At 60.0% G+C, this 25,766-nt stretch carries 22 protein-coding genes; 17 read left to right on the top strand and 5 right to left on the bottom strand.

Going from position 1 to position 25,766, the window contains the following annotated elements:
- The first annotated feature begins 71 nt into the window (after positions 1–71).
- The 12 genes from HBO10_RS09635 to HBO10_RS09690 all read left to right on the top strand — a co-directional run bounded on the left by HBO10_RS09635 (position 72) and on the right by HBO10_RS09690 (position 12,163).
- Entirely contained in the window at positions 72–923 is an 852-nt protein-coding gene (locus HBO10_RS09635; RefSeq protein ID WP_005783745.1) for a LysR substrate-binding domain-containing protein, read from the top strand.
- Between the two features lie 235 nt (positions 924–1,158).
- Positions 1,159–1,971 (top strand): energy transducer TonB, encoded by an 813-nt coding sequence (locus tag HBO10_RS09640; RefSeq protein ID WP_034125465.1) that lies wholly within the window; start codon positions 1,159–1,161, stop codon positions 1,969–1,971.
- A gap of 25 nt (positions 1,972–1,996) precedes the next feature.
- The gene (locus tag HBO10_RS09645) at positions 1,997–2,719 is read left to right on the top strand and encodes a MotA/TolQ/ExbB proton channel family protein (protein WP_096143914.1); all 723 of its coding nucleotides are present in this window, start codon (positions 1,997–1,999) and stop codon (positions 2,717–2,719) included.
- A gap of 1 nt (position 2,720) precedes the next feature.
- A complete protein-coding gene (locus HBO10_RS09650) occupies positions 2,721–3,122 on the top strand; it encodes a biopolymer transporter ExbD (protein ID WP_034125467.1) in 402 nt (133 codons plus the stop codon).
- Between the two features lie 186 nt (positions 3,123–3,308).
- Positions 3,309–6,239, top strand: coding sequence for a DUF6543 domain-containing protein (locus HBO10_RS09655; protein WP_080757646.1), 2,931 nt, complete (start codon positions 3,309–3,311; stop codon positions 6,237–6,239).
- Between the two features lie 192 nt (positions 6,240–6,431).
- Positions 6,432–7,013: an alpha/beta hydrolase gene (locus HBO10_RS09660; protein ID WP_034125468.1), complete on the top strand. Its 582-nt coding sequence runs from the start codon at positions 6,432–6,434 to the stop codon at positions 7,011–7,013.
- Between the two features lie 47 nt (positions 7,014–7,060).
- Positions 7,061–7,987: a sigma 54-interacting transcriptional regulator gene (locus tag HBO10_RS09665; RefSeq protein ID WP_034125469.1), complete on the top strand. Its 927-nt coding sequence runs from the start codon at positions 7,061–7,063 to the stop codon at positions 7,985–7,987.
- Between the two features lie 106 nt (positions 7,988–8,093).
- Positions 8,094–8,876 (top strand): MetQ/NlpA family ABC transporter substrate-binding protein, encoded by a 783-nt coding sequence (locus HBO10_RS09670; RefSeq protein ID WP_034125470.1) that lies wholly within the window; start codon positions 8,094–8,096, stop codon positions 8,874–8,876.
- A 363-nt stretch (positions 8,877–9,239) separates the two neighbouring features.
- Positions 9,240–9,905, top strand: a complete 666-nt coding sequence (locus HBO10_RS09675) for an amino acid ABC transporter permease (RefSeq protein ID WP_003187615.1) — start codon at positions 9,240–9,242, stop codon at positions 9,903–9,905.
- Positions 9,886–10,545, top strand: coding sequence for an amino acid ABC transporter permease (locus HBO10_RS09680; RefSeq protein ID WP_034125471.1), 660 nt, complete (start codon positions 9,886–9,888; stop codon positions 10,543–10,545). Before HBO10_RS09675 ends, HBO10_RS09680 begins: the two co-directional genes overlap by 20 nt.
- Positions 10,542–11,318: an amino acid ABC transporter ATP-binding protein gene (locus HBO10_RS09685; protein ID WP_034125472.1), complete on the top strand. Its 777-nt coding sequence runs from the start codon at positions 10,542–10,544 to the stop codon at positions 11,316–11,318. Before HBO10_RS09680 ends, HBO10_RS09685 begins: the two co-directional genes overlap by 4 nt.
- Positions 11,315–12,163, top strand: coding sequence for a transporter substrate-binding domain-containing protein (locus HBO10_RS09690; RefSeq protein WP_169921973.1), 849 nt, complete (start codon positions 11,315–11,317; stop codon positions 12,161–12,163). The genes HBO10_RS09685 and HBO10_RS09690 overlap by 4 nt, the downstream gene beginning before the upstream one ends.
- A 112-nt stretch (positions 12,164–12,275) precedes the next feature.
- Here HBO10_RS09690 and HBO10_RS09695 read toward each other — a convergent pair whose 3' ends face one another.
- Positions 12,276–13,439: an AAA family ATPase gene (locus tag HBO10_RS09695; protein WP_034125474.1), complete on the bottom strand. Its 1,164-nt coding sequence runs from the start codon at positions 13,437–13,439 to the stop codon at positions 12,276–12,278.
- Positions 13,440–13,560: 121 nt separating this feature from the next.
- On the opposite strand from HBO10_RS09695, the gene HBO10_RS09700 reads away from it, so the two are divergent.
- From HBO10_RS09700 to HBO10_RS09715, 4 genes are all read left to right on the top strand, one after another.
- Entirely contained in the window at positions 13,561–14,643 is a 1,083-nt protein-coding gene (locus HBO10_RS09700; protein ID WP_034125475.1) for an efflux RND transporter periplasmic adaptor subunit, read from the top strand.
- Positions 14,640–15,710: an efflux RND transporter periplasmic adaptor subunit gene (locus tag HBO10_RS09705; RefSeq protein ID WP_034125476.1), complete on the top strand. Its 1,071-nt coding sequence runs from the start codon at positions 14,640–14,642 to the stop codon at positions 15,708–15,710. The genes HBO10_RS09700 and HBO10_RS09705 overlap by 4 nt, the downstream gene beginning before the upstream one ends.
- Positions 15,707–18,772 (top strand): efflux RND transporter permease subunit, encoded by a 3,066-nt coding sequence (locus tag HBO10_RS09710; protein WP_034125477.1) that lies wholly within the window; start codon positions 15,707–15,709, stop codon positions 18,770–18,772. Before HBO10_RS09705 ends, HBO10_RS09710 begins: the two co-directional genes overlap by 4 nt.
- A 218-nt stretch (positions 18,773–18,990) precedes the next feature.
- On the top strand, positions 18,991–21,180 hold the full coding sequence (locus tag HBO10_RS09715; protein WP_034125478.1) for a glycoside hydrolase: 2,190 nt from the start codon (positions 18,991–18,993) through the stop codon (positions 21,178–21,180).
- A gap of 109 nt (positions 21,181–21,289) precedes the next feature.
- On the opposite strand, the gene HBO10_RS09720 is transcribed toward HBO10_RS09715, so the two are convergent.
- Positions 21,290–21,916: a class I SAM-dependent methyltransferase gene (locus tag HBO10_RS09720; RefSeq protein WP_034125479.1), complete on the bottom strand. Its 627-nt coding sequence runs from the start codon at positions 21,914–21,916 to the stop codon at positions 21,290–21,292.
- Between the two features lie 176 nt (positions 21,917–22,092).
- On the opposite strand from HBO10_RS09720, the gene HBO10_RS09725 reads away from it, so the two are divergent.
- Positions 22,093–23,196 (top strand): hypothetical protein, encoded by a 1,104-nt coding sequence (locus tag HBO10_RS09725; RefSeq protein ID WP_034125480.1) that lies wholly within the window; start codon positions 22,093–22,095, stop codon positions 23,194–23,196.
- Between the two features lie 2 nt (positions 23,197–23,198).
- Here HBO10_RS09725 and HBO10_RS09730 read toward each other — a convergent pair whose 3' ends face one another.
- From HBO10_RS09730 to HBO10_RS09740, 3 genes are read right to left on the bottom strand one after another with little or no spacing between them, the layout of a single operon-like run.
- Complete coding sequence (locus HBO10_RS09730; RefSeq protein ID WP_003187635.1) at positions 23,199–23,843, bottom strand: methionine ABC transporter permease; 645 nt, start codon at positions 23,841–23,843, stop codon at positions 23,199–23,201.
- Positions 23,833–24,948 (bottom strand): ATP-binding cassette domain-containing protein, encoded by a 1,116-nt coding sequence (locus tag HBO10_RS09735; protein ID WP_034125481.1) that lies wholly within the window; start codon positions 24,946–24,948, stop codon positions 23,833–23,835. Before HBO10_RS09735 ends, HBO10_RS09730 begins: the two co-directional genes overlap by 11 nt.
- Positions 24,945–25,760 carry a MetQ/NlpA family ABC transporter substrate-binding protein gene (locus HBO10_RS09740; RefSeq protein WP_034125482.1) on the bottom strand — a complete coding sequence of 272 codons (816 nt, stop codon included), beginning with the start codon at positions 25,758–25,760 and terminating at the stop codon, positions 24,945–24,947. The genes HBO10_RS09735 and HBO10_RS09740 overlap by 4 nt, the downstream gene beginning before the upstream one ends.
- Between the last annotated feature and the right edge of the window lie 6 nt (positions 25,761–25,766).

Consider the following 25,766-nt stretch of genomic DNA (forward strand, 5'->3'; position numbering starts at 1 on the left):
GGTCAGCCAGCAAGGTATGCTGAAATTAAATATAAACATGCCAATCAGTGGCAAACGAAATGGTGATGATGTTGTTCGATCCCGTGTTGTTGCGCAGCTTTGTCGCCGTGGTGGACTGCGGCAATTTCACCCGGGCGGCCGAGCGCCTGCATTTGACTCAATCCACCGTCAGCCAGCAGATCCGCCGTCTGGAAGACGCAGTGGCCTGTCAGTTATTGGACCGCGATCAGCGCCGGGTAGTGGCCACCGCCGAGGGTGAGCGTCTGCTCGCGTATGCGCGCCGTATTCTCGCATTGCACGAAGAAGCCGCCGACGTGCTGATCAACCAGCAAAGCGACGGTGTGTTGCGCCTCGGCGTGCCGGAGGATTTCGCCGCCGAGCGCCTGATGCCGCTGCTATCGGCGTTTGTGGTGGCCTATCCACGGGTGCGTCTGGAGGTCACCAGCGGTCTGGGCCCTGAATTGCAGCGCCAGTACCGGGGCGGTGAGTTCGATGTGTTGCTGGTCAAGCAGATGGGCGACAGCGACGACTGCGTGGCGTCGTGGCCCGAGCCCTTGTATTGGGTCGACAGCCTGAGCACCCCGGCCCTGGGCCGCGACCCGCTGCCGCTGGTGGCTTTCCCCGTGGGCGGCCTGTATCGCAACGACATGCTGCACCATCTGGAACGGGCCGGCTGGCGTTGGCGCATCGGCTATTCCAGCGCCAGCCTGGCCAGTGTGTGCTCGGCGGTGGCGGCAGGCTTGGGCATCAGTTTATTGCCAGAACGGGTATTGCAACCGGGCCATCGCATACTCGGCCCAGAGAGTGGCTTGCCACCTGTTCATGGCGTGCGATTGGCCCTGTATGGCCGCAGTGGTTTGGGCGCAGCGGGCCAGAGTTTGCTGGGTGAATTGCTGGCCTTGTGCAGTGGAAACCCGCACTGAGCCCATACCTTTGCCGAATATTTTGTATGCCTTTAAGGCATTGAAAGACAACGGCTTGAAGCCAGGCCACGGACCCCGTGGCTTTGGCGTGATCGGCTGTTTTGTTTATGCGTTTTTGTTCTATATATAACTTTAAAGATTACTTTAAGAGATAAGTGTCTGGCACCGATGATTCAGCCCTCGACGGGCCTTCACGCTGGCCCGTCGGTTTTTCAAAACCGCAGGGAGTGAATCAATGGGCAAAGTCCAGACCGCCGCCAGTGCATCTGAGGCGCAGTGGCGTCAGGCACCGAGTGGTGAGTTGGTCGACCTTGGCCGGCCGCATCGCGCGCCGTTGGGTCAATTACGCCTGCAGAAGACCCCGAAGCGTTTTTCCAGCCGCCGCGAAGGGGTTTTGCTCGGGTTGCTGGTGTTGGCGCTGCACGGTGCAGTGATCTATTGGGTGAGCCAGAAACCCACGCCGGTGCTGCCGATTGTGCCGCCGGAAATTCCACCGATGACCATCGAATTTTCCCAGCCGGCGCCGCCGGTGGTTGAGCCGCCACCGCCTGTACCGCCACCACCGCCTCCGCCTGTGGTCGAGCCCCCGCCGCCGCTGGTGGATGAGTTGGCGGCCAAGCCGGCGCCGCCCAAACCCATTGCGAAACCCAAGCCCAAGCCCGTGCCTAAACCTGAGCCCAAGCCGGCCCCCAAGGCCGTCGAGCAGCCACCTGCACCACCGACGCCAGCGCTACCTGCACCGCCCGTACCTGCGGCGCCAGCGCCGGTGACGCCTGCTTCGGCCAACGCCGCGTACCTGAAAAACCCGGCGCCGGAATACCCGTCACTGGCTCAGCGTCGCGGTTGGGAAGGCACGGTGTTGCTGCGGGTGCAGGTGCTGGCCAGCGGTAAACCGGGTGAGATCCAGGTGCAAAAAAGCAGTGGTCGCCAGCAGTTGGATGACGCGGCATTGGCGGCGGTGAAGCGCTGGAGTTTCGTGCCTGCCAAGCAGGGCGATGTGGCCCAGAACGGCTGGGTGAGCGTGCCCATCGATTTCAAGATTCATTAATTATTCAGCGGCGCAGAGGGAAAACATCATGGCATTGGCATCTCCACTTGAATCCATCGAAAGCGCGGTGATCTGGCTGCTGGTGGCCTTTTCGGTCGCCACTTGGGGCCTGGCCTTGCTCAAGGGCGTGCAGTTCGGTCGCCTCAAGGCCCAGGATCGCAAGTTTCACAAACAGTTCTGGGCGGCATCGAGCCTCGACTCGGCCGCCGAACTCGCCGAAACCCAGCCTGGCGCCGCCGCCCGTGTAGCCCAGGCCGGTTATGCCGCGATCCAGGTGGGCGATACCACCCACGCTGCGGATTTGAGCCAGGCGATCAATCACCAGGACCGCCTCGAACGCGCTCTGCGCCAGCAAATTGTGCGTGAGCGCCGCTCCCTGGAAACCGGTCTGGCTGTAGTCGCCAGTATCGGCAGCACCTCGCCGTTTATCGGCCTGTTTGGCACCGTGTGGGGGATCATGGAAGCGCTGAAGGGGATCAGTGCTGCCGGGTCCGCCAGCCTGGAAACCGTGGCCGGGCCCATCGGCGCGGCACTGGTGGCGACCGGCGTGGGGATCGCCGTCGCGGTGCCTGCGGTGCTGGTCTACAACTACTTTTTGCGCCGCCTGAAGCTGACGGCGGCAGACCTGGATGACTTTGCCCACGACTTCTACAGCCTGGCGCAGAAAAACGCGTTCCGCGTGCTGCTGCACCCGGCGCTGACCAAGGCCGGCGCCGGTAGCCCGCAGAAAGTGAAGGAGGCGTCCTGACATGGCCTTCTCCACGCAAGACAGTGATGAGGTGCTGAGCGAGATCAACGTCACGCCGCTGGTGGACGTGATGCTGGTGCTGCTGGTGGTGTTTATCGTCACCGCGCCGCTGTTGACCAACTCGATCCCGATCAACCTGCCCAAGACCCAGGCCGTGGCGCCGGTTGAGCAAAAGGACCCGCTGGTGGTGAGCATCGACGGCGCCGGCAAATTGTTTATCAACAAGGACGAAATCCAGCCGGATCTGCTGGAGTTCAACCTGCAGGCGGCGAAGGCCAAGGACCCCGATGTGCGGGTGCAACTGCAGGCTGACGATGGAGTGAACTACGGCGAAGTGGCACGAGCCATGGCGTCGATTGAGCGTGCGGGCATCACCAAGTTGTCGGTGATCACTGCACGTTAGTTTCAAAAAGTCTCGACAGTTTTTGGGCCGCTTTCCTTGGCAGGGTGCGGCCCTTTTTTTATCTAAGCATTGCATGTTTACAGATGTTGCACAGGAAAAGAATTTACATGCATCCGAGCGTGCAATTCTCGGCTGCATGCTTATTCTGGTCGGCGCATAGAGTGATTTAATTAATGGAGTAATTGCATGTCTATACGCGTTCCTGTCCAAGTCGTGAATACGTTCGTTAATCCCCATTTAACGGTTGAAAAGCCTGAAGAAAAGCCTGCGGTAATGGCATCTTCGAACGATCGTATGGCCGGCCTGAGACATCCATCAGCCTGTATTTTGCCCACGCTGGCTGACTATAAGAGAAAACAGAGTTTACTGCAGGGCGCTGAAGCAAGCCCTACGCCAGGAGGTGGGAGCAACTCGGCATTCAAAAAAAATACTCGTTTAGAATCTTATATCAGCAAGCAAACCGCCGACTTTGTAACGCCCGAAAAAGAAATTTCCACTATTTTATCTGCAAAGATAAAGCAGCAATGGGGTGTGGATATTGATCCAGATAAAACCTATCTGGTGACATTTAAAGATGACAGTGAGGATGAAAAAGAGGTGGTAGAAAAAATCACCCTGACACAAGCGGCATTGAAAAACAGGCAAGATGTAACAATCAAGAAAGATGAAAGCTGGTTCGTAAAGATTGGCAAGTACTTTTCGCCAGCGATATATATTTACAACCAGATTGACGGTTGGGTGCAGGAAGCAAACACTCGACAAGGTATTTATCGGGAGCCCAGTGCGCCGGGCGATGCCCCCTATAACGACGACACCCGCGTTTCCATACCGGTGGATGACTTCAAGGCATTAGTCTGGGATACAGACCGGACCCAACTGTATAAGAAGACCCTTGATGGGTTTTGGGACAAGCACAGCGAATCTTATACGGCATTGAGTAAAATCTCGTTTGTCAAAGCCATCAATCTGCAGCGCCTGGAAGGGAGCCTTGGCCCTGCCGAGACGGCACTCGCCCAGCGAGCGTTGGGGCCTGTTGCGCAAAAGGATTGGTCCAAGCTGACGGTCCAGGATTTTGAAGGGCCTGCCGTGAAGGACCCGGATCTGGACATCGGCCTGCTGAGCATCAATGGGTTTGAGTCGACCGACTTGATGTGTGTGACCGATCGGAAAACCCAGTTGACGTTGCTTTACATCCCTGGCAACTCCTCGCCAATACATCGCTTCGATAATCCGCAGCAAATGACAACGTGGCTGGCCGGGCAAGCCTCGGACCCCGTAAAGCGCGCGTCCTTGTTGACGCACTTTTCCCTCAAGGATCAAGCTGACAGAACGTTTTCAGACGGCGTACGTCAGACCCTGCAGGGGATGGGAAACTGGTCCGATGCGCAGGCATCAGGCAATGCTTTCCTTGCGAGCCTCAACGGTTGGGTGCCGGATCGTTTCATCGCTGTTGAGCAGTTGCACGGCGATCCTTTCGAAGCGGTCAAGGTTCGGCAAAAAGCACGGTCCTATTCGGACGCCGACAATGCGATTGTCAGTGACGGGGACTACACCAAGAACCAGGTGCTGCATGTCGTGGAAGAGGCTACCAAGGTCGCTATGTTCATGACGCCGCTGGCGCTGGTGATGCCCGAAGTCGCTATAGGGCTGGATGTTTTCTTCCTGGCCGCCGGGGCTGCCCAGACAGGTATCGGTATTGATGACGCCGTCCAGGGAAAAGCAACGGCTTCCGACCGCATTGTGTTTGGCGTGTTGAACGCCGTACCGCCGTTGGCCACTCACGCGGGGGCACCACTGGCGAAAGCGCTGACAGAGAGGGTGTCCGGCGGTGGCGTTGCAGCAGGGGTTGATGCTGCAACCCGCACACCCACCCAAGTGACTGAACAAGCGCGCCCATTCTTCAGGCCACCACAACGTGTCAATGGGCATATCGGATACCCGATGGGGCCCGTCTCACCTCCAGTGATCCTTGAGGAGGTCAGGGTTCCCATGGATGACGTAAGGCGCATGATCGGGAAAGACTATATGGTTTATGTCGGTCAATACGGTACCAAAGTTACGTATGACGTCGAAGCGGGTCTTTGGCGCGGGCTCCAAGCCAATGGTCAGGTGAACGACATCTTTTATTGGCGTAAAGGTCAAGGACGGTGGCTGGGTGGCACTCAAGCCGAAGCGATTGAGGCCAGTAAAAATGCGCCTGCTTCGATGACAACCAAAGTACTGAAACTACCGAGAATGCCGGTACTGCCGTCCGGTGCTACAGACGTGCCGAAAGTGATCCACTATTTTTGGGCCGGCAATGAAATGCCGGAAAATCTACTCAATAATATTATGGAAAATTCCCGGAAAAGCCCCGGGTATAAATCGATTGTTCACGTTGATGCCAATGACGCGGATACTTTTCAGAAAATACATTCAGCGTTGGATCATAAAGTGGGCGGGCTTGAAGTTCATGATTTAAAGGCCGATGAAAGTTTTCAGGCTCTGAATGCAGGTCAATACGGCGAGATGTATCAGTTTTTCCGTTCAGGGCGTGGGCAGAATTTAGCGGCGTCATCGGACGTCATGCGCGCTGTGCTAATGAAAAAGTACGGTGGCATCTATCTGGATACGGATGATGCGCTGACCTTTAATGTGGGCGAGGTCACATTGAAAGCCACGCCTAATGATATCTTGATGAACGTGCCGGTTACTTACGAACCTACGGACTTCAATGGCTTCAACACCAGTAATTTTGCCAGTCATCCAGACAACCCTGTATTTGACGAGATTCTGGAGACGGCGTATGAGCGATACAAGGCAAACGAAGAATGGCTAAACGCTAATCGTCCCTTTCTGAAGGAAAACTCGACAGCCGCAGAGCGGCAAATTTATAACGAGTATGAAAAGAAAATTTTCGAGATCACTGGGCCGAGAATGTTTGGTGATGTATTGGCGCAAAAAGAGTATGGATTTTTTTCAGAAGTTGAGGAACTGACGGATCTGATGAATGCGCGTATTTTACTTCCGCAAGCGTATGCGGAAAAACTTACACAAGTGCGTGATTATTATATGGCGATGAATCATAAGCTCGGAGTTGCTATCGGCTCGGAACACTCTATGCATCATTCTCGCTGAGGTTGGCTCGGTCATTGCACCGCGGTGGCAGGGGCGCAATGGCCGGTTTTAATGAAGGGCTTGGTAAAAGCAAGTTCTGAAAAGGGTGCAAATTCCTTTTGGTTATTAATAAATTCTTTTTTATTCCTTATTGGTGCGTGATCCTCACCCTATACTGACCAGCAACGTTAAACGCTGCAGGAGGGCACACCCATGCACAGCGAGTCGATTCGTTATCTGATCGTGCCGGGCTGGCAAGGATCGCCAGAAGATCATTGGCAAACCCATTGGCAAAACAGCTTGCCCAACAGCGCACGGGTGGAACAGGCCGATTGGCTGACGCCGCGTCGCGAGGATTGGGTCGCCGCACTGGCCGAGGCCATCGCTGCCGACAGCACGCCGGTCATCCTGATCGCTCATAGCCTGGGTTGCATCACCGTGGCCCACTGGGCCGCCACTGCCCCCGTGCACTTCTTGCGGCAGGTACGCGGCGCATTGCTGGTGGCACCGGCGGATGTCGAGCGTCCTGCGTGTGCCCCTGCACTGCGCAATTTCGCCCCTATTCCAACTGACCTGCTGCCATTTCCCAGCCAGGTGGTCAGCTCCGACAACGACAGTGCCGTAAGCGCCCCCAGGGCTCTGGAACTGGCGCGTCAGTGGGGCGCCGAAGCCGGCATCTTGTCGGGCGCCGGGCATATCAATGTGAAGTCCGGCCACCGGCGCTGGGAGCAAGGGTTTGCTTACCTCTATCGCCTGCAACATCGCCTCGAGCACCACGCTCGGCGCAGCGCCTAATATTTTTCAACGCCCCGTCCCTGTGTGGATTGGGGTGGGAGCCTGCCATGAGTCTGCATGAAACCTTCGGCCAGCCATTGCTGACCTTCCCGGACGCGGAAAAGAGTCCGCTGAGTATTCGCGCCAAAGCTCTGGTGTTTGTCGATCCACGCTCACGCCAACTGCGCGAAGAGCTGGAAAGCCTCGCACCGCGAGCCTTGCCTGTGCTGATCCGCGGCGAGACCGGTAGCGGTAAAGAACTGCTGGCACGGCATATCCACCGTGGCAGTGACCGTACTGGCCTGTTTGTCTCGGTCAATTGTGGCGCAATCAGCCCCACCTATGCCGATGCCGAGTTGTTTGGCTATGCCGCCGGTAGCCACAGTGGCGCGGCCAGTAGCCGCGCGGGTTGGTTCGGCTCGGCCAATGGCGGCACCTTGTACCTGGATGAGATCGGCGACTTGCCGCTGCCGATCCAGGTGAAATTGCTCGCGGCTTTGGAAAACCACGAAGTCACCCGTGTGGGTGCCAACCAGCCCAGCCCGGTGGATGTGCGCCTTGTGGCCGCCACCAGCATCGACCTGGCCCAGGCCGTGGCCGTGGGCAAGTTTCACGAGCGTCTGTTCCATTATTTGAGTGAGGGCCGGTTGGACCTGCCGGCGTTGCGCGAGCGGGTGGGGGATATCTTGTCCCTGGCCGAATATTTCCTCGGCATCTACAGCCAGCGCCTGGACCTGCCGGTGCCACTGATCAGCGACGCCGCCCAGCAGGTGCTGGAACACCACACTTGGCCGGGTAACACCCGCGAACTGGAAAACGTCATTCACTTTGCCTTGCTGGTGAGCAGCGGCGATGAAATCTTGCCCGAGCATTTGAACTTGCCAGCGGCGGGTTCGCCGCTGGAGCAAGTGCGACGAATTTTGGCCAGCGCCAGCCCGGCCGAGCAGGAATCGGTGCGTAAATTCCTGTATGAGCAAAATGGAATATCAACGTGAATAAAAGATATTGTTCGGGAATAAAAAATCTAGGTATTGTCCTTTCCACGCCGCGATAGCACTTCGCTGGCACCTCACATAAAAACGGTCGTTAGAAGGACATTGCATGAAAAAGGTTCTGTTGTTTACCGCTCTGGCGGCTGCCCTGACTGCTGGCTTTGCCCAGGCCAGCGAGAAACTGGTGGTGGCTGCTACGCCGATTCCCCACGCCGAAATCCTCGAGCTGATCAAGCCGACCCTGGCCAAGGAAGGTGTGGACCTGCAGATCAAAGTCTTTACCGACTACGTACAGCCAAACGTGCAAGTCGCTGAGAAACGCCTGGATGCCAACTATTTCCAGACCCTGCCATACCTGGAAAACTTCAACAAGGGTAAAGGCACCAATCTGATTACCGTGGTGGGCGTGCACGTTGAACCCTTCGGCGGCTACTCGAAAAAGATCAAGAAAATCGAAGATCTGAAAGATGGCGCCACCGTGGCGATTCCGAACGAAGGCTCCAACAGCGGCCGCGCCCTGTTGCTGCTGCAAAAGGCCGGTGTGATCACCCTCAAAGACCCGACCAACGCCCTGGCCACGCCGAAAGACATCGCCAGCAACCCGAAGAACCTGAAGTTCAAAGAGCTGGAATCGGCCCTGCTGCCACGGGTGCTGGACCAGGTTGACCTCGACCTGATCAACACCAACTACGCCCTGGAAGCTGGCCTGAACCCGGCCAAGGACGCGTTGATCATCGAAGACGCCAAATCACCTTACGTAAACTTCCTGGTGGCCCGCCCGGACAACAAGGACAGCGATGCTATCCAGAAGTTGGCCAAGGCCCTGACCAGCCCGGAAGTCAAAGCTTTCATCGAGAAGAAGTACAACGGCGCGGTGGTGCCAGCGTTCTGATGTAAGCCAAAATCCCCTTCAAGGTTTCAACGCCGACGGCTACTACAGCGTCGGCGTTTTTTTATCTGAAATACAGTCAAAACTGTGCGATTGCTCGTTCCCACGCTCCGCGTGGGAACGTCTCCTGTGACGCTCTGCGTCACGACTTTAGAGCGGACGCAGAGCGTCCTGGGCTGCATTCCCACGCAGAGAGTGGGAATGATCGACAGCTCCCGCAGGGGTTAGGTTTTTGGGTGATATCAATATGCTATTTTGGTATTTAAATTTTGATTTTTATACCTTTAAAGTTCGCGCTAGCTGACGTTATCCACGTCGGCACGGACTGCGCTCGCGGCATTACCCATGCGGCGATATGGACTGCACATGACCTTCGATTTCGCTTTTATCCTCAGCACGCTGCCGGCGTTTCTCAAGGCCGTGGGTGTCACGCTGCAAGTCGGCCTGATCGCCATTGCCACGTCCTTGCTGGTGGCGCTGATCAACGCTGCGCTGCTGGTGTTTCGCACGCCTTACCTGTCGCGCCTGGTGGCGCTCTATGTGGAGCTGGCGCGTAACACGCCGCTGTTGATCCAACTGTTCTTCGTCTACTTCGCGCTGCCGGCCCTGGGTTTCAATATTTCCGGGTTCTGGGCGGCTATCATCACCATGACCTTTCTGGGCGGCGCCTACCTCACCGAGGTGCTGCGCGCTGGTGTGGAAGCGGTGCCGCTGGCGCAAATCGAGTCGGGCAAGTCCATTGGCCTGTCCGATTGGCAGCTGTTGCGCCATGTGATCTTGCCCCAGGCCGGCATCCTCAGCCTGCCGGCGCTGTTCGCCAATTTCATCTTTCTGCTCAAGGAAACCACGGTGGTTTCCGCCGTGGCGGTGCCGGAAATTCTCTACACCACCAAGAGCTACATCGCCCTCTACTACAAAACCTACGAAATGCTCGCTGTGCTGACGCTGATTTGCGTGCTGTTGTTCTTGCCGTTGTCGCTGTTGCTCAGCCGCCTGGAAAGGAGGCTCCAACATGGCCAGTTCGGGTCTTGAGTTGCTCTGGGTGTCGTTGCCGCAACTGGGCAAGGGCGCTGCGCAAACCCTGTCGATTTCGTTTTTGAGCATCGCCTTCAGTACGGTTGGCGGCGTGCTCTACGGCGTGCTGCGCACTTTGAATAACAAGGCGATCAACGGCGTGCTGCGGGTCTACCTGGAACTGTTCCGCGCCATTCCGGTACTGGTGTGGTTGTACCTGCTGTTTTTTGGCGTGCCGATCTTCTTCGGCCTGAGCATCCCCAGTTTCTGGTGCGCGGTGCTGGTGCTGTCGTTGTGGGGCGCCAGCGAGGTGGGCGAAGTGGTGCGTGGCGCGTTGCATTCGCTGCCCCGTGGCCAGCGCGAAGCGGGCTTGTCGATTGGCCTGTCCGGCCCACAGTTGTACGGCTATGTACTGCTGCCCCAGGCCCTCAAGCGCATGACGCCGCCGACCATCAATGTGTACACGCGCATCATCAAGACCAGCTCCCTGGCGGTGCTGATCGGCGTGGTGGATGTGATCAAGGTCGGCCAGCAAATCATCGAGCGCACCTATGAGTCGGTATTGATCTACGGTGCGCTGTTCCTGTTTTTCTTCTTTATCTGCTACCCGTTGTCAGCCGCCTCCAAGGTGCTGGAACGGCGCTGGGCCCAAGCATGAGCGCATTGATCGAGTTCCAGGGTTTCAACAAATTCTTCGGCGAGGCGCAGGTGCTCAAGGGTATCGACCTGAGCGTGCAACGCGGCGAAGTGGTGGTGATCCTCGGCCCCAGCGGCTGTGGCAAAAGCACCTTGCTGCGTTGTTTGAACGGGTTGGAAGTGGCACACAGCGGCAGTCTGCGGTTCGCCGGCAAAGAGCTGCTGGATAAAACCACCGACTGGCGCCAGGTACGCCAGGACATCGGCATGGTGTTCCAGAGCTACCACCTGTTCCCGCACATGAGCGTGCTCGACAACATCCTGCTCGGCCCGCTCAAAGTGCAAAAGCGCGACCCCCGGGAGGCCCGTGAGCAGGCGGAAAAATTGCTGGAGCGCGTGGGCCTTGCCGACAAGCGCGACGCCTTCCCACGCCAGCTTTCCGGCGGCCAGCAGCAACGCATCGCCATCGTCCGCTCGTTGTGCATGAACCCTCAGGTCATGCTGTTTGACGAAGTCACCGCGGCCCTCGACCCGGAGATGGTCAAGGAAGTGCTGGAAGTGATCCAGGACCTGGCCCGCGATGGCATGACCCTGCTGATCGTTACCCACGAAATGGCCTTCGCCCGCGCCGTCGCCGACCGCGTGGTGTTCATGGAGGCCGGTCGCATCCTCGAACACAACACCCCCGAGGCATTCTTTACGAACCCGCAGACCGCGCGCGCGCAGCAGTTCCTGGAGAAGTTCTCCTTTGTTTCAACACTGCCCAAAAAGATCAAGGAACTGGAGCTGATATGAAAAAGTTACTGCTGCCACTGTTTGCCGTCGCCTTGCTGGCCGGCTGCGATAAAAAGGCCGAAGAGCCGGTAAAACCCGCGGCTGTGAGCTACATCGACAAAATCAAAGCGCGGGACAAGCTGATTGTCGGCGTGTTTACCGACAAGCCGCCATTCGGTTTTGTGGACGAAGCGGGTCGTTATGTCGGCTTCGATACCGACATCGGCCGGCAGTTCGCCAAGGACCTGCTGGGCGATGAAAACCAGGTGGAGTTTGTCGCCGTGGAACCGGCCAGCCGCATTCCGTTCCTGCAAAGCGACAAGGTCGACCTGATTCTCGCCAACATGACCGTGACGCCTGAACGCAAGGACGCGGTGGACTTCACCAACCCCAACCTGAAAGTCGCGGTGCAGGCTCTGGTGCCGAATGACAGCGCCGTCAAAAGCCTGGATGACCTGGCAACCCGCACGACCATCGTCACCACCGGCACCACGGCGGATATCTGGCTGACCAAGAACCATCCGGACTGGAAGCTGCTCAAGTTCGAGAAGAACTCCGAGTCGCTGCAAGCTCTGTCGGCCGGCCGTGGTGATGCCTATGCCCAGGACAACCTGGTGCTGTTCAGCTGGGCCAAGCAGAACCCGGGTTACCGCGTGCTGGAAGAGAAGCTGGGTGATGAAGCGCCGATTGCCCCGGCGGTGAAGAAGGGCAATACCGAGCTGCGTGACTGGGTGAATGCGGAGTTGGCGAAGTTGGGCGAGGAGAAGTTTCTGCTCAAGCTTTATGACCAATATGTGCGCAAAGAGCTGAGCGATGACACCAAGCCTGAAAGTGTGATTGTTGAAGGCGGTAAGTGGCAGGGCTGATTGATCACCCCGTCCTTGTAGGAGCGAGCTTGCTCGCGAAGAACCTACAGGCAACGCGGGCTAGCAGATAGCGCTGCGTTATCGTTGACGTTTTTCGCGAGCAAGCTCGCTCCTACTCCGGCCAATGCCACGCCGGCGCATCCAAAATGCCCTGCCCTACAATCCGCGTTTCCCCCATCACCTTCTCCAACACAATCGAGTTACACCCCTCATCCTGCTGCAACGCCGCAATCAATCGGCTGGCATGGCTCACCACCCACACCTGGCACTGCTTCGACGCCTGGATAATCAAGCGCGCCAGTGCCGGCAACAGGTCGGGATGCAGGCTGGTCTCCGGCTCGTTCAGCACCATCATGGTCGGCGGGCGTGGGGTCAGCAGTGCTGCGATCAGCAGCAGGTAGCGCAGGGTGCCGTCCGACAGCTCCGCCGCCGACAACGGGCGCAGTAAGCCTTCCTGATAGAACTCAATGGCAAAGCGTCCGCCCTGCAACGGTTCGATATGCAACCGTGCGCCGGGGAAGGCATCACTGACCGCGTGCTGCAACGCCTCGACATCGCCCACTTCGCGAATCGTCTGTAACGCGGCCGCCAAATCCCGACCGTCGTGATGCAGCACCGGCGTGCGCGTGCCTAATTGCGGCTGGCGTACCGGCGCATCCACATCGCTGCGAAAGTGATCATAAAAGCGCCAGCCACGGATGCTTTCGCGCAGCAGCAACACTTCCGGCGAACCGCGCAGGCTGCCGACCTGATCGAACAGGCTGTGATAGTTGGGCGTGTGTTGTGCCAGCACGTCCCAGGCGCGGCCATCACGGGCGCGTACCATCGGTCCCGAGCGCTGAACCAGCAGGCTGGCCGGACGGTAGAGAGGGCCGGCCCAGATACATTCCTTTTTAATCTCCGGGTCCAGTTTGAACTCGCTGCCGGGAACCGGGATGGGCATGCCCAGGGAGATGGCGTAGCTGAAGTCCTCCCCGGCAAAGCCCAGGCGCAAGCGTTTGACGCCTTGGGCGACCACGGCCTCCACCGGTACTTCGCCATTGCGCATGCGCCGGCTGATGTTTTCCGGCCCGGCCCAGAATGTGGAATCCAGCCCGCCTTCGCGGGCCAGCGCATTGATCACCCCACCCTGGGCAGTTTCGGCCAGCAGGCGCAGGGCGCGATACAGGTTGGACTTGCCGCTGCCATTGGGCCCTGTCACCAGGTTCAGCCGGTCCAGGGGCACCACCAATTTGTTGATCGAGCGGTAATTGGCCACCGCGAGGGTTTTAAGCATGTGTATTTAGTCAGCATGGGAACCATTGGAGTATGGGATCCTCCATGCAGATAAGGAACCCTGATCTAAGCTCACAGTCGCATACACACTTGAACGTCGGCATCACGCAAAAGGAGCCTGCATGGGCGGTCGCACCTCGACATTTATTTTCAGCCTTGGCCTCCTGGCGCTGCTCAGCGGCTGTGGCCAGGACAAAGCCGAGCCCAAGCAGCATTCACGGGTGTTCGTGCAAACCGTGCAGTCGGCGGATTTCGCCGCGGCGGTGACGCTGACCGGTGATATCCAGGCGCGGGTGCAAACCGATCTGTCCTTTCGCGTGGGCGGCAAGATCATCCAGCGCATGGTCGACGTGGGCGACCGCGTCACAGCCAGGCAAGTCCTAGCCAAGCTCGACCCCAAGGACCTGCAAACCAACGTCGATTCGGCCCAGGCCCAGGTCGTGGCCGAACAGGCGCGGGTCAAGCAGACCGCCGCCGCCTTTGTGCGCCAGGAAAAACTCTTGCCCAAAGGCTATACCAGCCGCAGCGAATATGACGCCGCCCAGGCCGCGCTGCGCAGCAGCCAAAGTGCCCTGGCCGCTGCCCAGGCGCAGTTGGCCAATGCACGCGAACAATTGGGCTACACCTCGCTGATTGCCGATGCCCCGGGCATCATCACCGCGCGCCAGGCCGAAGTCGGCCAAGTGGTACAGGCCACCGTGCCGATCTTCAGCCTCGCCCGCGATGGCGAACGTGACGCCGTGTTCAACGTGTATGAATCCTTGCTGGTGGAGCCGCCGCCCGACGCGCCGATTACGGTTAGCCTGCTGGACAATCCGAGCATCAAGGCCGTGGGCAAAGTCCGTGAAGTCACGCCCGCCGTGGCCGCCAATACCGGCACCGTCCAAGTGAAGATCGCCCTGCAAAGCCTGCCCAAGGGCATGGAACTGGGGTCGGTGGTCAGCGCCACCGCCAATGGCCCGGCCAAGGCGAGCATCGAGCTGCCTTGGTCAGCGCTGACCAAAGACCTCAACGAGCCAGCCGTGTGGCTGGTGGACGGCGAAGGCAAGGCGCAGTTGCACAAGGTCACCGTGGCGCGCTACCTCACCGGCAAAGTGATCATCGGCGAGGGCCTCAAAGGCGGTGAAAAAGTCGTGATAGCCGGTGGGCAATTGCTGCACCCCGGCATGGTCGTCGAGATCGCCCAACCCGGAGCGCAGCCATGAAGCAATTGACGCTCATTGTCGCCGCCAGCCTGTTGCTGATGGCCTGCTCCAAGGAAGAGGCGCCGCCCGAACCCATACGCCCGGTGCTGTCCATGAAAGTGAAGGCTGAAGACCAGGAAAACCTCGGTCGTTTCGCCGGCACGATCCAGGCCCGCTATGAAAGCAACCTGGGTTTCCGTGTGCCGGGCCGCATCGCCCGTCGCGCTGTGGATGTCGGCGCCGAAGTGGAGAAGGGCGCTCTGCTCGCCGTGCTTGACCCCACCGACCAGCAGAACCAATTACGCGCTGCCCAGGGCGACCTGGCGCGTGTACAGGCGCAGTTCATCAACGCCCAGGCCAACGCTCGGCGGCAACAGGAACTGTTCAACCGTGGTGTGGGTGCCCAGGCTCAATTGGATGTGGCCCAGACCGACCTGAAAACCACCCAGGCGACCCTCGACCAGGCCCGTGCTTCGGTCAACCAGGCCAAGGATCAGCTCAACTACGCAGAACTGCGCACCGACCATGCCGGCATCGTCACCGCCTGGAATGCCGAGGCCGGCCAAGTAGTCAGCGCCGGCCAGCAAGTGGTGACCCTGGCCCGTCCGGACATCAAGGAAGCGGTGATCGACCTGCCCGCCGGCCTGGCTGAACGCTTGCCTGCCGATGTGGTGTTCCTGGTCGCTGGCCAACTGGACCCCAGCGTGCACACCACTGCCGTGGTGCGTGAGATCGAGCCTCAGGCCCAAAGTGCCACGCGCACCCGTCGCGCACGCCTGAGCCTGGCCGAAACCCCGCCGGCGTTCCGCCTGGGCACGGCAATCAGCGTGACTTTGAGCACCGCCATCGCCCCGCGTATCGAACTGCCCCTGAGCGCCTTGCAGGAAGTCGACGGCAAGACCCGTATCTGGCTGCTCGACACCCAGAGCCAGACCGTGCAACCCCGCGAGGTCACGGTTATCAGCCGTGATGCTCACAGCGCCTTGCTCAATGGCAGCGTCAAACCCGGCGAGCGCATTGTCACCGCCGGCGTGAACAGCCTGAAACCTGGGCAAAAAGTCAAAATCGACGAGGACAGCCCGCGATGAAAGGGAGCTTCAACTTATCCGACTGGGCCCTCAAGCATCAGTCCTTCGTCTGGTACCTCATGTTCGTCGCGCTGCTGATGGGCGTGTTCTCGTACATGAACCTGGGCCGTGAAGAAGACCCGTCGTTCACCATCAAGACCATGGTGATCCAGACCCGCTGGCCGGGCGCGACCCAGGAAGAAACCCTCAAGCAGGTCACCGACCGCATCGAGAAAAAACTCGAGGAACTCGATTCCCTCGACTACGTGAAAAGCTACACCCGGCCCGGCGAGTCCACGGTGTTCGTGTTCCTCAAGGACACCACCAGTGCCAAGGCCATCCCGGAAATCTGGTACCAGGTTCGCAAGAAGATCGATGATATCCGCGGCACCTTCCCCCAGGGTTTGCAGGGGCCGTCGTTCAACGATGAATTCGGTGACGTGTTCGGCTCGGTGTACGCCTTTACCGGCGATGGCCTGTCGATGCGTCAGCTGCGTGATTACGTGGAGCAGGTGCGCGCCGAAATCCGTTCGGTACCGGGGCTGGGCAAGGTCGAAATGATCGGCCAGCAGGACGAAGTGATCTACCTGAATTTCTCCACGCGCAAACTCGCGGCCCTGGGGATTGATCAGCGCCAGGTCGTGCAAAGCCTGCAATCGCAGAATGCGGTAACGCCGGCCGGGGTAATCGAGGCTGGGCCGGAGCGGATTTCGGTGCGCACCTCCGGGCAGTTCGCCTCGGAGAAAGACCTGGCCAACGTCAACCTGCGCCTCAATGACCGTTTCTACCGGCTGGCGGATATTGCCGACATCAGCCGTGGCTATGTGGACCCGGCGCGACCGATGTTCCGCTTCAACGGCAAACCGGCGATTGGCTTGGCCATCGCCATGCAGAAGGGCGGCAATATCCAGTCGTTCGGCAAGGCCCTGCACGGGCGCATGGACGAGCTGACCGCCGACCTGCCGGTGGGCGTCGGCGTGCACAAGGTGTCCGACCAGGCCGAAGTGGTGGAAGAAGCCGTCGGCGGGTTTACCAGCGCGTTGTTCGAGGCGGTGATCATCGTGCTGGTGGTGAGCTTTATCAGCCTCGGCATGCGCGCCGGGTTGGTGGTGGCGTGCTCGATTCCGTTGGTGCTGGCGCTGGTGTTCGTGTTCATGGAATACAGCGGCATCACCATGCAGCGCGTGTCGCTGGGCGCATTGATCATCGCCCTCGGCCTGCTGGTGGATGACGCGATGATCACCGTGGAGATGATGATCACGCGTCTGGAAAAAGGCGAAACCAAGGAACAGGCGGCGACATACGCCTATACCTCCACGGCATTCCCGATGCTCACCGGCACGCTGGTGACCGTGGCCGGCTTCGTGCCGATTGGCCTCAACGCCAGTTCGGCGGGCGAGTACACCTTTACCTTGTTCGCGGTGATTGCCGTGGCGATGCTGGTGTCGTGGGTGGTGGCGGTGCTGTTTGCGCCGGTGATCGGCGTGCATATCCTCAGCGCCAATGTGAAACCGCACAACGCCGAGCCGGGGCGCATTGGCCGTGCCTTCAATGGCGGCATGCTGTGGGCCATGCGCAACCGTTGGTGGGCGATTGGTATCACCGTGGCGCTGTTCGTGGCCTCGGTGTTTTCCATGCAATTTGTGCAGAACCAGTTCTTCCCGTCGTCGGACCGTCCGGAAATTCTCGTCGACCTGAACCTGCCGCAAAACGCCTCGATCAACGAGACGCGCAAGGCGGTAGACCGCCTCGAAGCGATGATCAAGGACGACCCGGACATCGCCCGGTGGAGCACCTACATCGGCCAGGGCGCGATTCGTTTTTACCTGCCGCTGGACCAGCAGTTGGAAAACCCCTACTACGCGCAACTGGTGATTGTGAGCAAGGGCCTGGAAGAGCGTGGCGCCCTGATCGCCCGCCTGCAACAACGCTTGCGCGATGATTTTGTCGGTATCGGCAGCTACGTGCAGCCGCTGGAAATGGGCCCGCCGGTAGGGCGGCCGATCCAGTACCGCGTGTCCGGCAAAGACATCGACCAGGTGCGCAAACACGCCATTGAACTGGCGACCTTGCTGGATCAGAACACCCACCTGGGCGAGATCATCTACGACTGGAACGAGCCGGGCAAAGTGCTGCGCGTCGACATCGCCCAAGACAAGGCGCGGCAACTGGGGCTTTCGTCGGAAGACGTGGCGCAGTTGATGAACAGCGTGGTCAGCGGCGCGGCGGTGACCCAGGTGCACGACGATATCTACCTGATCAACGTGGTCGGCCGCGCCGAGGATGCCGAGCGCGGTACGCCGGAAACCTTGCAGAACCTGCAGATCGTTACGCCCAACGGCACCTCGATTCCATTGCTGGCGTTCGCCACCGTGCGTTACGAGCTGGAGCAGCCGCTGGTCTGGCGTCGTGACCGCAAGCCGACGATTACCATCAAGGCCGCGGTGCGCGATGAGATGCAGCCGACCGACCTGGTCAAGCAGTTGGCGCCGACCATCGAGAAATTCAGCGAAGGCTTGCCGGTGGGCTACAAAGTCGCCACCGGTGGCACTGTGGAAGAAAGTGGCAAGGCTCAGGGACCTATCGCCAAGGTGGTGCCGTTGATGCTGTTCCTGATGGCCACCTTCCTGATGATCCAGTTGCACAGCGTGCAGAAGATGTTCCTGGTAGCCAGCGTCGCGCCACTGGGGCTGATCGGCGTGGTGCTGGCGTTGATCCCCACGGGAACGCCCATGGGCTTTGTGGCGATCCTGGGGATCCTGGCGCTGATCGGCATCATCATCCGCAACTCGGTGATTCTGGTCACACAGATCCACGAGTACGAAGAGGCCGGCTACACGCCGTGGGATGCGGTGGTGGAAGCCACCGAACACCGGCGTCGACCGATTCTGCTGACGGCTGCGGCGGCGAGCCTGGGCATGATCCCGATTGCGCGGGAGGTGTTCTGGGGGCCGATGGCCTACGCGATGATTGGCGGGATCATCATTGCGACGTTGCTGACGTTGCTGTTTCTGCCGGCGCTGTATGTGGCCTGGTACAAGATTCGCGAGCCGAAACAGGAACATCAGCCACAACAGGATTAATTCTGTAGGAGCGAGCTTGCTCGCGAAAAACGTCAACGATAACGCGTGCTTCCTGAGTAAACGCGGCGCCTGTGAGTTTTTCGCGAGCAAGCTCGCTCCTACAAAAGAGCCTTAACTGACTGAGGCTGTGTGAAGCTTCTGAAAAATCCCGACGTCGTCCTGGCTGACCCTTGCATGTTGTACCCTCTGGTCCTCATTCCAAACCCAGGTCGGTCCTCATGCAGTGCCTGCGTTTCACCTTGCTGTTTTGCGCGTTGCTCCTTGCACCGCCTGCCTTCGCCGCCACCGTACTGGAAAACGCCTTGTGGCGCGTCGAACTCGACCCCGCCACCCTGGCGCTGCGCGTGACACCCGCAGGCCAGGCTTCGGTGCAGGCATCCAGCGGTGTGGCCGCGCATGCCGTCAGCCAATTGCAAAACACGCCTGACCAAGCCACTTGGCAATGGGACAACGGCGCCTATCGCCTGAGCGCCCGCCTGCAACAGCGTGACCTGGCCCTGACCATCAACGCCCGCGAGCCCGGTGAACTGGCCCTGCTGCGCCAGCCTGCCGAGGCCGTGGGGCGAGGGTTGATCTGGCCCTTGGCCGAGGGGCATTACGTGCCTGCCGGCAATGCGATCTGGAAGGCGTTTCTGCTGGAGCGGGGTGAGCTCAATACCACCCAGGACCTGAGCCTGCCGCTATGGGGCGTGGATCACGGTGCCTTCACGTTGAACTGGCTGTTGACCAACCCCTACAACAACCGCCTGCAATGGCAAGTCGACGGCAACGGCCTGGCCCTCTCCGCGGCCCATGAATTCACCCCGCTGGCGCCCGACGCGCCGATGACGCTGCGCCTGTCCCTGGGCGATGCCGACCCGTTGGCTGGCGCCAAGCGCTACCGCCAGTGGCTGGTGGAGCAGGGCCGTTATGAGCCGTTGGCGGACAAGCTGCGGCAAACACCCGAAGCCCAGAAGCTGCTGGGCGCCAGCCATGTGTACCTCTGGGACAACGGCCTGCTGGCTTTGGGCGATGTGCGTGATTGGCCCAAACTGATCAAACGGCTGCGCAGTCATGAACTCAAGACGCTGATGGACAAACAGAGCGCACAGTTGCTGGCGCAGTCCACTCCCTTGAATCGCTATGAGCAAACCGTGCTCCTGCGCGGCCTCAACGCAGCGATCAACACCAAGGCCCGACAGGCCTGGCAAGTGCAAGAGCCAGACATGACCCGCCTTGCCGCTCGTTATGGCGAGCTGCGCAGTGAACTGGCCGTGGACTTTGCGGGAGCCTTGAGTGACAGCCCGCAAACCTGGGGCAGTAGCACGATTCAAACCCTGCGCGACGCCGGGCTGCAGCGTCTGTTGCTGACCTTGGGCGAAGGTTGGGAGGGTGGCCTCTGGCATCCCGAAGCGATTCGCGCGGGGGTGGAAGCCGGTTTTCTGATGGCGCCTTACGACTCCTATGAAACGGCCCTGTCCGCCACGGAAAACCCCGATTGGACCACTGCCCACCTGGGCGCCAAGGCCTATCGCGACTGCGCGATCGTGTTGAAAGACGGCAAGCTGAAAACCGGTTTCCAGAAGTCCGGCCATTACACCGACCCGCGTTGCGTGCGGCCGCTGCTGGAGGCGCGGGTGAAGGCGGTACACGCCAAGGCTGGCTTCAATGCCTGGTTTCTCGATGCCTACGCCACCAGCATGCTGTTCGACAGCTATCGCAGCAACGCCAGCATGACCCAGGCACAAAACGCCGAAGGCAATATCGACGCCTCCCGCTGGATCAACACCGTGCCGAAGCTGGTCACAGGCTCGGAAGACGGCAACGCGATCACCGCCCAGGGCATCCTGTTCGCCCACGGCATGCAGACCCCAGTGATCGGTTGGGGGGATCGCGAGATGACCCAGGACCCGCAGTCGCCGTACTTCGTCGGCAACTGGTACCCAACCGAGCAACCGGCGGTGTTCTTCAAATCAGTGCCGTTGAAGGAGCCGTTTCGCACGGTGTATTTCGAGCCGACGATGCGCCTGCCGTTATACCAGACGGTGTTCCATGGCTCGGTGATCACCACCCATCATTGGCTGTTCGACAGCCTCAAACTGAGCAATGTGCAGGGCGACAATGAACTGACCCAACTGCTCTACAACGTGCCGCCGCTGTACCACCTCAGTGCGGCGACGCTCAAGGCGCGGCTGCCGATTATTCAGCGCCAGGACCGCTTCTTCCGGCCGTTGCACCAGCGCTTGGCGACCCAGGAAATGACTGGTTTCCGTTGGCTGACGGTGGACAAACAGCTGCAGCAAACCACCTTCGCCGATGGAACGCGGCTGGTGGCGAATTTCTCGGCGGTGGAAAAACAGGGGTATGCCGGGCGCAGTGTGACGGTGCTTGTGGAGGGGGAGGAGCCGGTGGTGTATCAGGTGAAATAACGCTGCCCGTTACGGCGCCATCGCGGGCAAGCCCGGCTCCCACAGTGAAATTCATTCCAAAGGTGGGAGCTGGCTTGCCTGCGATGAGGCCGGAACAGGCGATGCAGCACTAAACTTTACGCCACACACTCGCCAACCAAGGCTGCTGTTCCCGCGGCAACCCGGCCGGCCGGTAGTAATGCTCCAGCTCTTCAAACCCAGCCGCAGTCAGCAAGGCCTGCCACGCCTGCAGGTCGTGATAAGAGCCATACCGCGGCCCATTCCAGCCCTCTTGGTTCTCGCCCCGAGGGTTGGAGCTGAACAGCACGCCTCCAGGTTTCAACGCGCCATGCAGCTCTTTGAGCACGCGCGGCAGTTCCTGCCTGGGAATATGAAACAGCACCGCATTGGCAAACACCCCGTCAAAGCGCGCAGCGGGCAGGTCCAGCTTGAGAAAGTCCTGCTGCAACACTTCACAGCCGCTGTCTTCGCGGGCCATCTGCGCAAAACGCTCGGAGCCATCCAGGCCCACGGCGATATGCCCCATGCGCGTAAACGTCTGCAAATCCCGCCCTGGCCCACAGCCGAAATCCAGCACAGTGAATGGCGGCGTGCCCTGGATATGCCGCAGCAGCGCGTCGATGTTCTGGCTCACATCGTGATCGCGGGTGCCTTCACGGAAGTCTTCGGCCACCTTGTTGTAATGGCCCAGGGTGGTGGAGGTGATCTGGTTGAGGTCGTCGGGAGCAAGTTTCATGGCATGGCGCACGGCTGCGGCTGAGGTAGGGGGACTATACCCCGGCCCACTCTTGAGTTGAAAACCGTGTATCCGCTGTAGGGCACTTCATGGCGGTCGCAGTGCGCGCATCCGACAGACCGCCACGGGAAATGGTGGGTAAGATTCGGCCCTCATTTGCAGAGGGCTACACATCCATGGAAGAGGAAAAACGTTCACCCGTTGGCGACAACACCGCGCCGAACAAGGTCGACCAATACGCCACGAGATTGAGCAATGGGCTGTTGTGGCTCAATGAGCGTGCCTGGCCGCTGACGGTGGGGATTCTCTCGGTGGCAGGCCTGTACCTGTACCAGTACATCCAGATGGAAAAGGTGCCGCTGAGTATCCTGTCGGCGTCGGCGTTCACTGCCTTGCCGGCTATGTTCGCCATGTTGGTATTTGTGATCGGCATGATGGGTGCATCGATCCTGGTGCCCACGTTCATCTTATTCACGCGCCTGAACGGCACCGGTGTGCGCCTGAGTGATCAACTCAATCCCAGCCCGCAGTCGCCGCAAGAGACGGCCCAGCACAGGAGGTTACTGGGACATTGGGCGGCCAGCCTGTTGGTGATGTTTGTGTTCTGGATGTGCGCCGTATACCTGTCCGTGAACGCCGAAAGTGGGCTTTTGCTGACGCTCAGTTGGATCGTGGCGATCATGGCGGCGGTAGTGGCCTATGTCGGCATCATCATTCGTGCGCGCCCCGCCGATGTTGCCCTGCGTGAGTTGTCCGGCGAGTTCTGGCTGGCCAGTGCTGGCGCCGGGGTCGTTCAAATGGTGGTCATTCTGATGGTGACGGTGCCGGTCTCCCGCGCCTTCAGCGAGTACTCCGACAGCGCCGTGTTCTTTGCGCCGTTCATGGCCGCCGAAATGGCCGTGCTGTTCCTGATCCAGGGGAGCGCCGCCTGCTTGGTGGTGCGCATGCGCGTCCAGAAAAACCCGGTGGCGTTCGCCTCATTGGTGGCCTTTGCGCTCATCGTTTTACTCGGGCTGATCCCGGCGAGCGGGGCCAAGTTGGGTGGCCTGCCGCTGCAAGGCTCCGCCTCGGGAGGGCGCGTTTGTACGTTGATGACCTGGGCGGCAGAGGCCAAGGTCCCCGGCGCGCTGGTAGACACCGACAACCCCAAGCGCAGCGTAAAACTGCGAGTGATGGCCGACTCGGATGGCAGCTACATCGTGCGGCCCTGGCAGGCCAAGGAAAAAACCATCACCTTCGTGCCCCGTGCCAGCGTTGCCCAATTGGATGAGTGCCCGTGACGTCAGCGCTTGTTCAATACCCGCGCCAATCGGTCCCCGCTCAGCTGGATCACCGCCACCAGCACCACCAGCAGCACAATCACCGTGAGCATGATCTGCGTATCGAAGCGCTGGTAGCCATAGCGGTAGGCAATATCGCCAAGGCCACCGGCGCCGATCGCCCCGGCCATGGCCGATGAGTTGATCATGGTCACCAGGGTGATGGTGAAGCCGCCGACGATGCCGGGTAACGCCTCTGGCAACAGCACATGCCAGATGATGTGCCAGCGGCGGCAACCCATGGCCTGCGCGGCTTCGATCAGGCCATGGTCGACCTCGCGCAAGCTCACTTCAGCGATGCGTGCAAAGAACGGCGTGGCGGCGATGGTCAGCGGTACCACTGCCGCCCAGACGCCATAGGTGGTGCCGACGATCAGGCGCGTGAACGGGATGAGCGCCACCATCAGGATCAGGAACGGAATGGAGCGGAACAGATTCACGAACGCTCCCAGCACGCGGTTAAGGGCCGGTGCCTGGTAGATGCCGCCCTTGTCGCTGGTGACCAGAAAGACCGCCAGCGGAATGCCCACCAGCAGCGCGATCAGCGACGACACCCCCACCATCAACAAGGTGTCGATGGCGCCCTGCACTAAACGATCAAACCACATAGCCCAGCACCTCCACCTGTTGTGCCCAATTGGCCGCGCGTTTGCGCAGTTCTTCGGCGTTGTGCGGCGATCCATTCACCGCCAGCAGCAGTTGCCCCAAGGCATGCCCCTGGATGCGTTCCACGCCCCCTTGCAGTAAACGCACACGGCCGCCGAGGGCACTGAACAGTGCCGCGAGGTCTGGCTCCAGGGTGTCGCTGCCGGTGAACTGCAGGCGCAGTACCAGTGCGGCGTCGGCCGAGGCTGGCGTGGGTTGCAGGCGGCTTTGCAACTCTGGCGGCAAGCCGTGTTGCAGCGGTGCGAGCAGGGTCTTGCTGACCTCATGTTGCGGATCGCCAAACACCTGCCACACCGGGCCTTGCTCGACGATACGCCCGTGCTCCAGCACCACCACGCGGTCGCAGATGTCGCGGATCACCGCCATCTCATGGGTAATCAGCACGATGGTCAGGCCCAGGCGCTGGTTGATCTCGCGCAGCAGGCCGAGGATCGACTGGGTGGTTTCCGGGTCGAGGGCCGAGGTGGCTTCGTCGCACAGCAGAATCTCGGGGTCGTGCACCAGCGCGCGGGCGATGCCGACGCGCTGCTTCTGCCCGCCGGACAGCTGCGCCGGGTACGCCTTGTGTTTGTCTTGCAGGCCTACCAGCTCCAGCAGTTCATGCACCTTTCGCGCGCGTTGTGCCTGGGGTACACCGGCGACCTTGAGCGGCAACTCGACGTTCTGCCACACGGTCTTGGCCGACATCAGGTTGAAGTGCTGGAAGATCATGCCGATGCGTCGCCGCAGCGCCACCAGGTGGTCTTCATCGAAGCTGCCGATGTCCACCTGGTCGATCAGCACCCGTCCGCTGCTGGGTTGTTCCAGGCGGTTGATGGTGCGGATCAGCGATGACTTGCCGGCGCCGCTGCGGCCGATGATGCCGAACACTTCGCCACGCTGGATCGCCAGGTCAATGCCTTGCAGCGCGTGCACCGTGTCGTCATAGGTTTTGCCCAGGTTGATGAACCGCACATGGGCGCGGTTCAAGTCCGGGTGCAGTTCAGTCTGTTCGGCGTGGCTGGGTGCAGGGACCAGATCGTGCAATCGGGCGTTGGCGGCACTCATGGTTTAGCTTCCCAGCCGACCTGGTAGAGCTTGCCGAGGGACTTGTCCAAAGCCGCACGCACCACTGGCGAGTGCTGGTAGATATCGACGAACTTGATCACCCGTGGGTCGGTTTTGCTCTTGGGCTGGATGACGAACTGAATCACGTATTCCGGATGATCGAGGCCGTCGAACAGCAGTGCCGACTCGGCATCGAAGGTCTTGGACAGGCGGATGTATGCCGGGTAGCCCTGCACCAGATCGGCGTCGTCATAGGCGCGCACCAGTTGCACCGCTTCCACTTGCAGGATCTTGATGTTTTTCGGGTTGGCGACAATGTCTTCTTCGGTGGCTTTGTAGCCCACACCCGGCTTGAGGGTGATCAGCCCGGCCTTGGCCAGCAGTTGCAGGCCGCGACCGCTGTTGATCGGGTCGTTGGCAATCGCCACGCTGGCGCCTGCGGGCAGATCGTTGAAGTTTTTGTACTTTTTCGAATACAGCCCGACGTTATTGATGATGCCTGGCGCATACGGCACCAGGTCAAACCCGGCGGCGGCCTTGGCGTTTTCCAGGAAGGGGATGTGCTGGAAGTAGTTCACGTCGATATCGCCGGCGGCGAGGCTGACGTTGGGCGCGATCCAGTCGGTGAACTCCACCAGTTCGACCTTCAGACCCTGCTTGCCGGCCTCTTCTACGGCGGCTTCCAGCGGAATGGCGAAGGCAGCGGTGGTGCCGATTTTCAGCGGGGCGTCGGCGGCAAATACCGCCGAGCTGAATAAGCCGAAGGCCAGGGCCAGTGCTTTGACTGGGTGGTTTAGGAATGTCTTTTTCATAGTGGT

Source organism: Pseudomonas sp. WS 5503 (genome assembly GCF_012985385.1).
Classification (GTDB): domain Bacteria; phylum Pseudomonadota; class Gammaproteobacteria; order Pseudomonadales; family Pseudomonadaceae; genus Aquipseudomonas; species Aquipseudomonas paracarnis.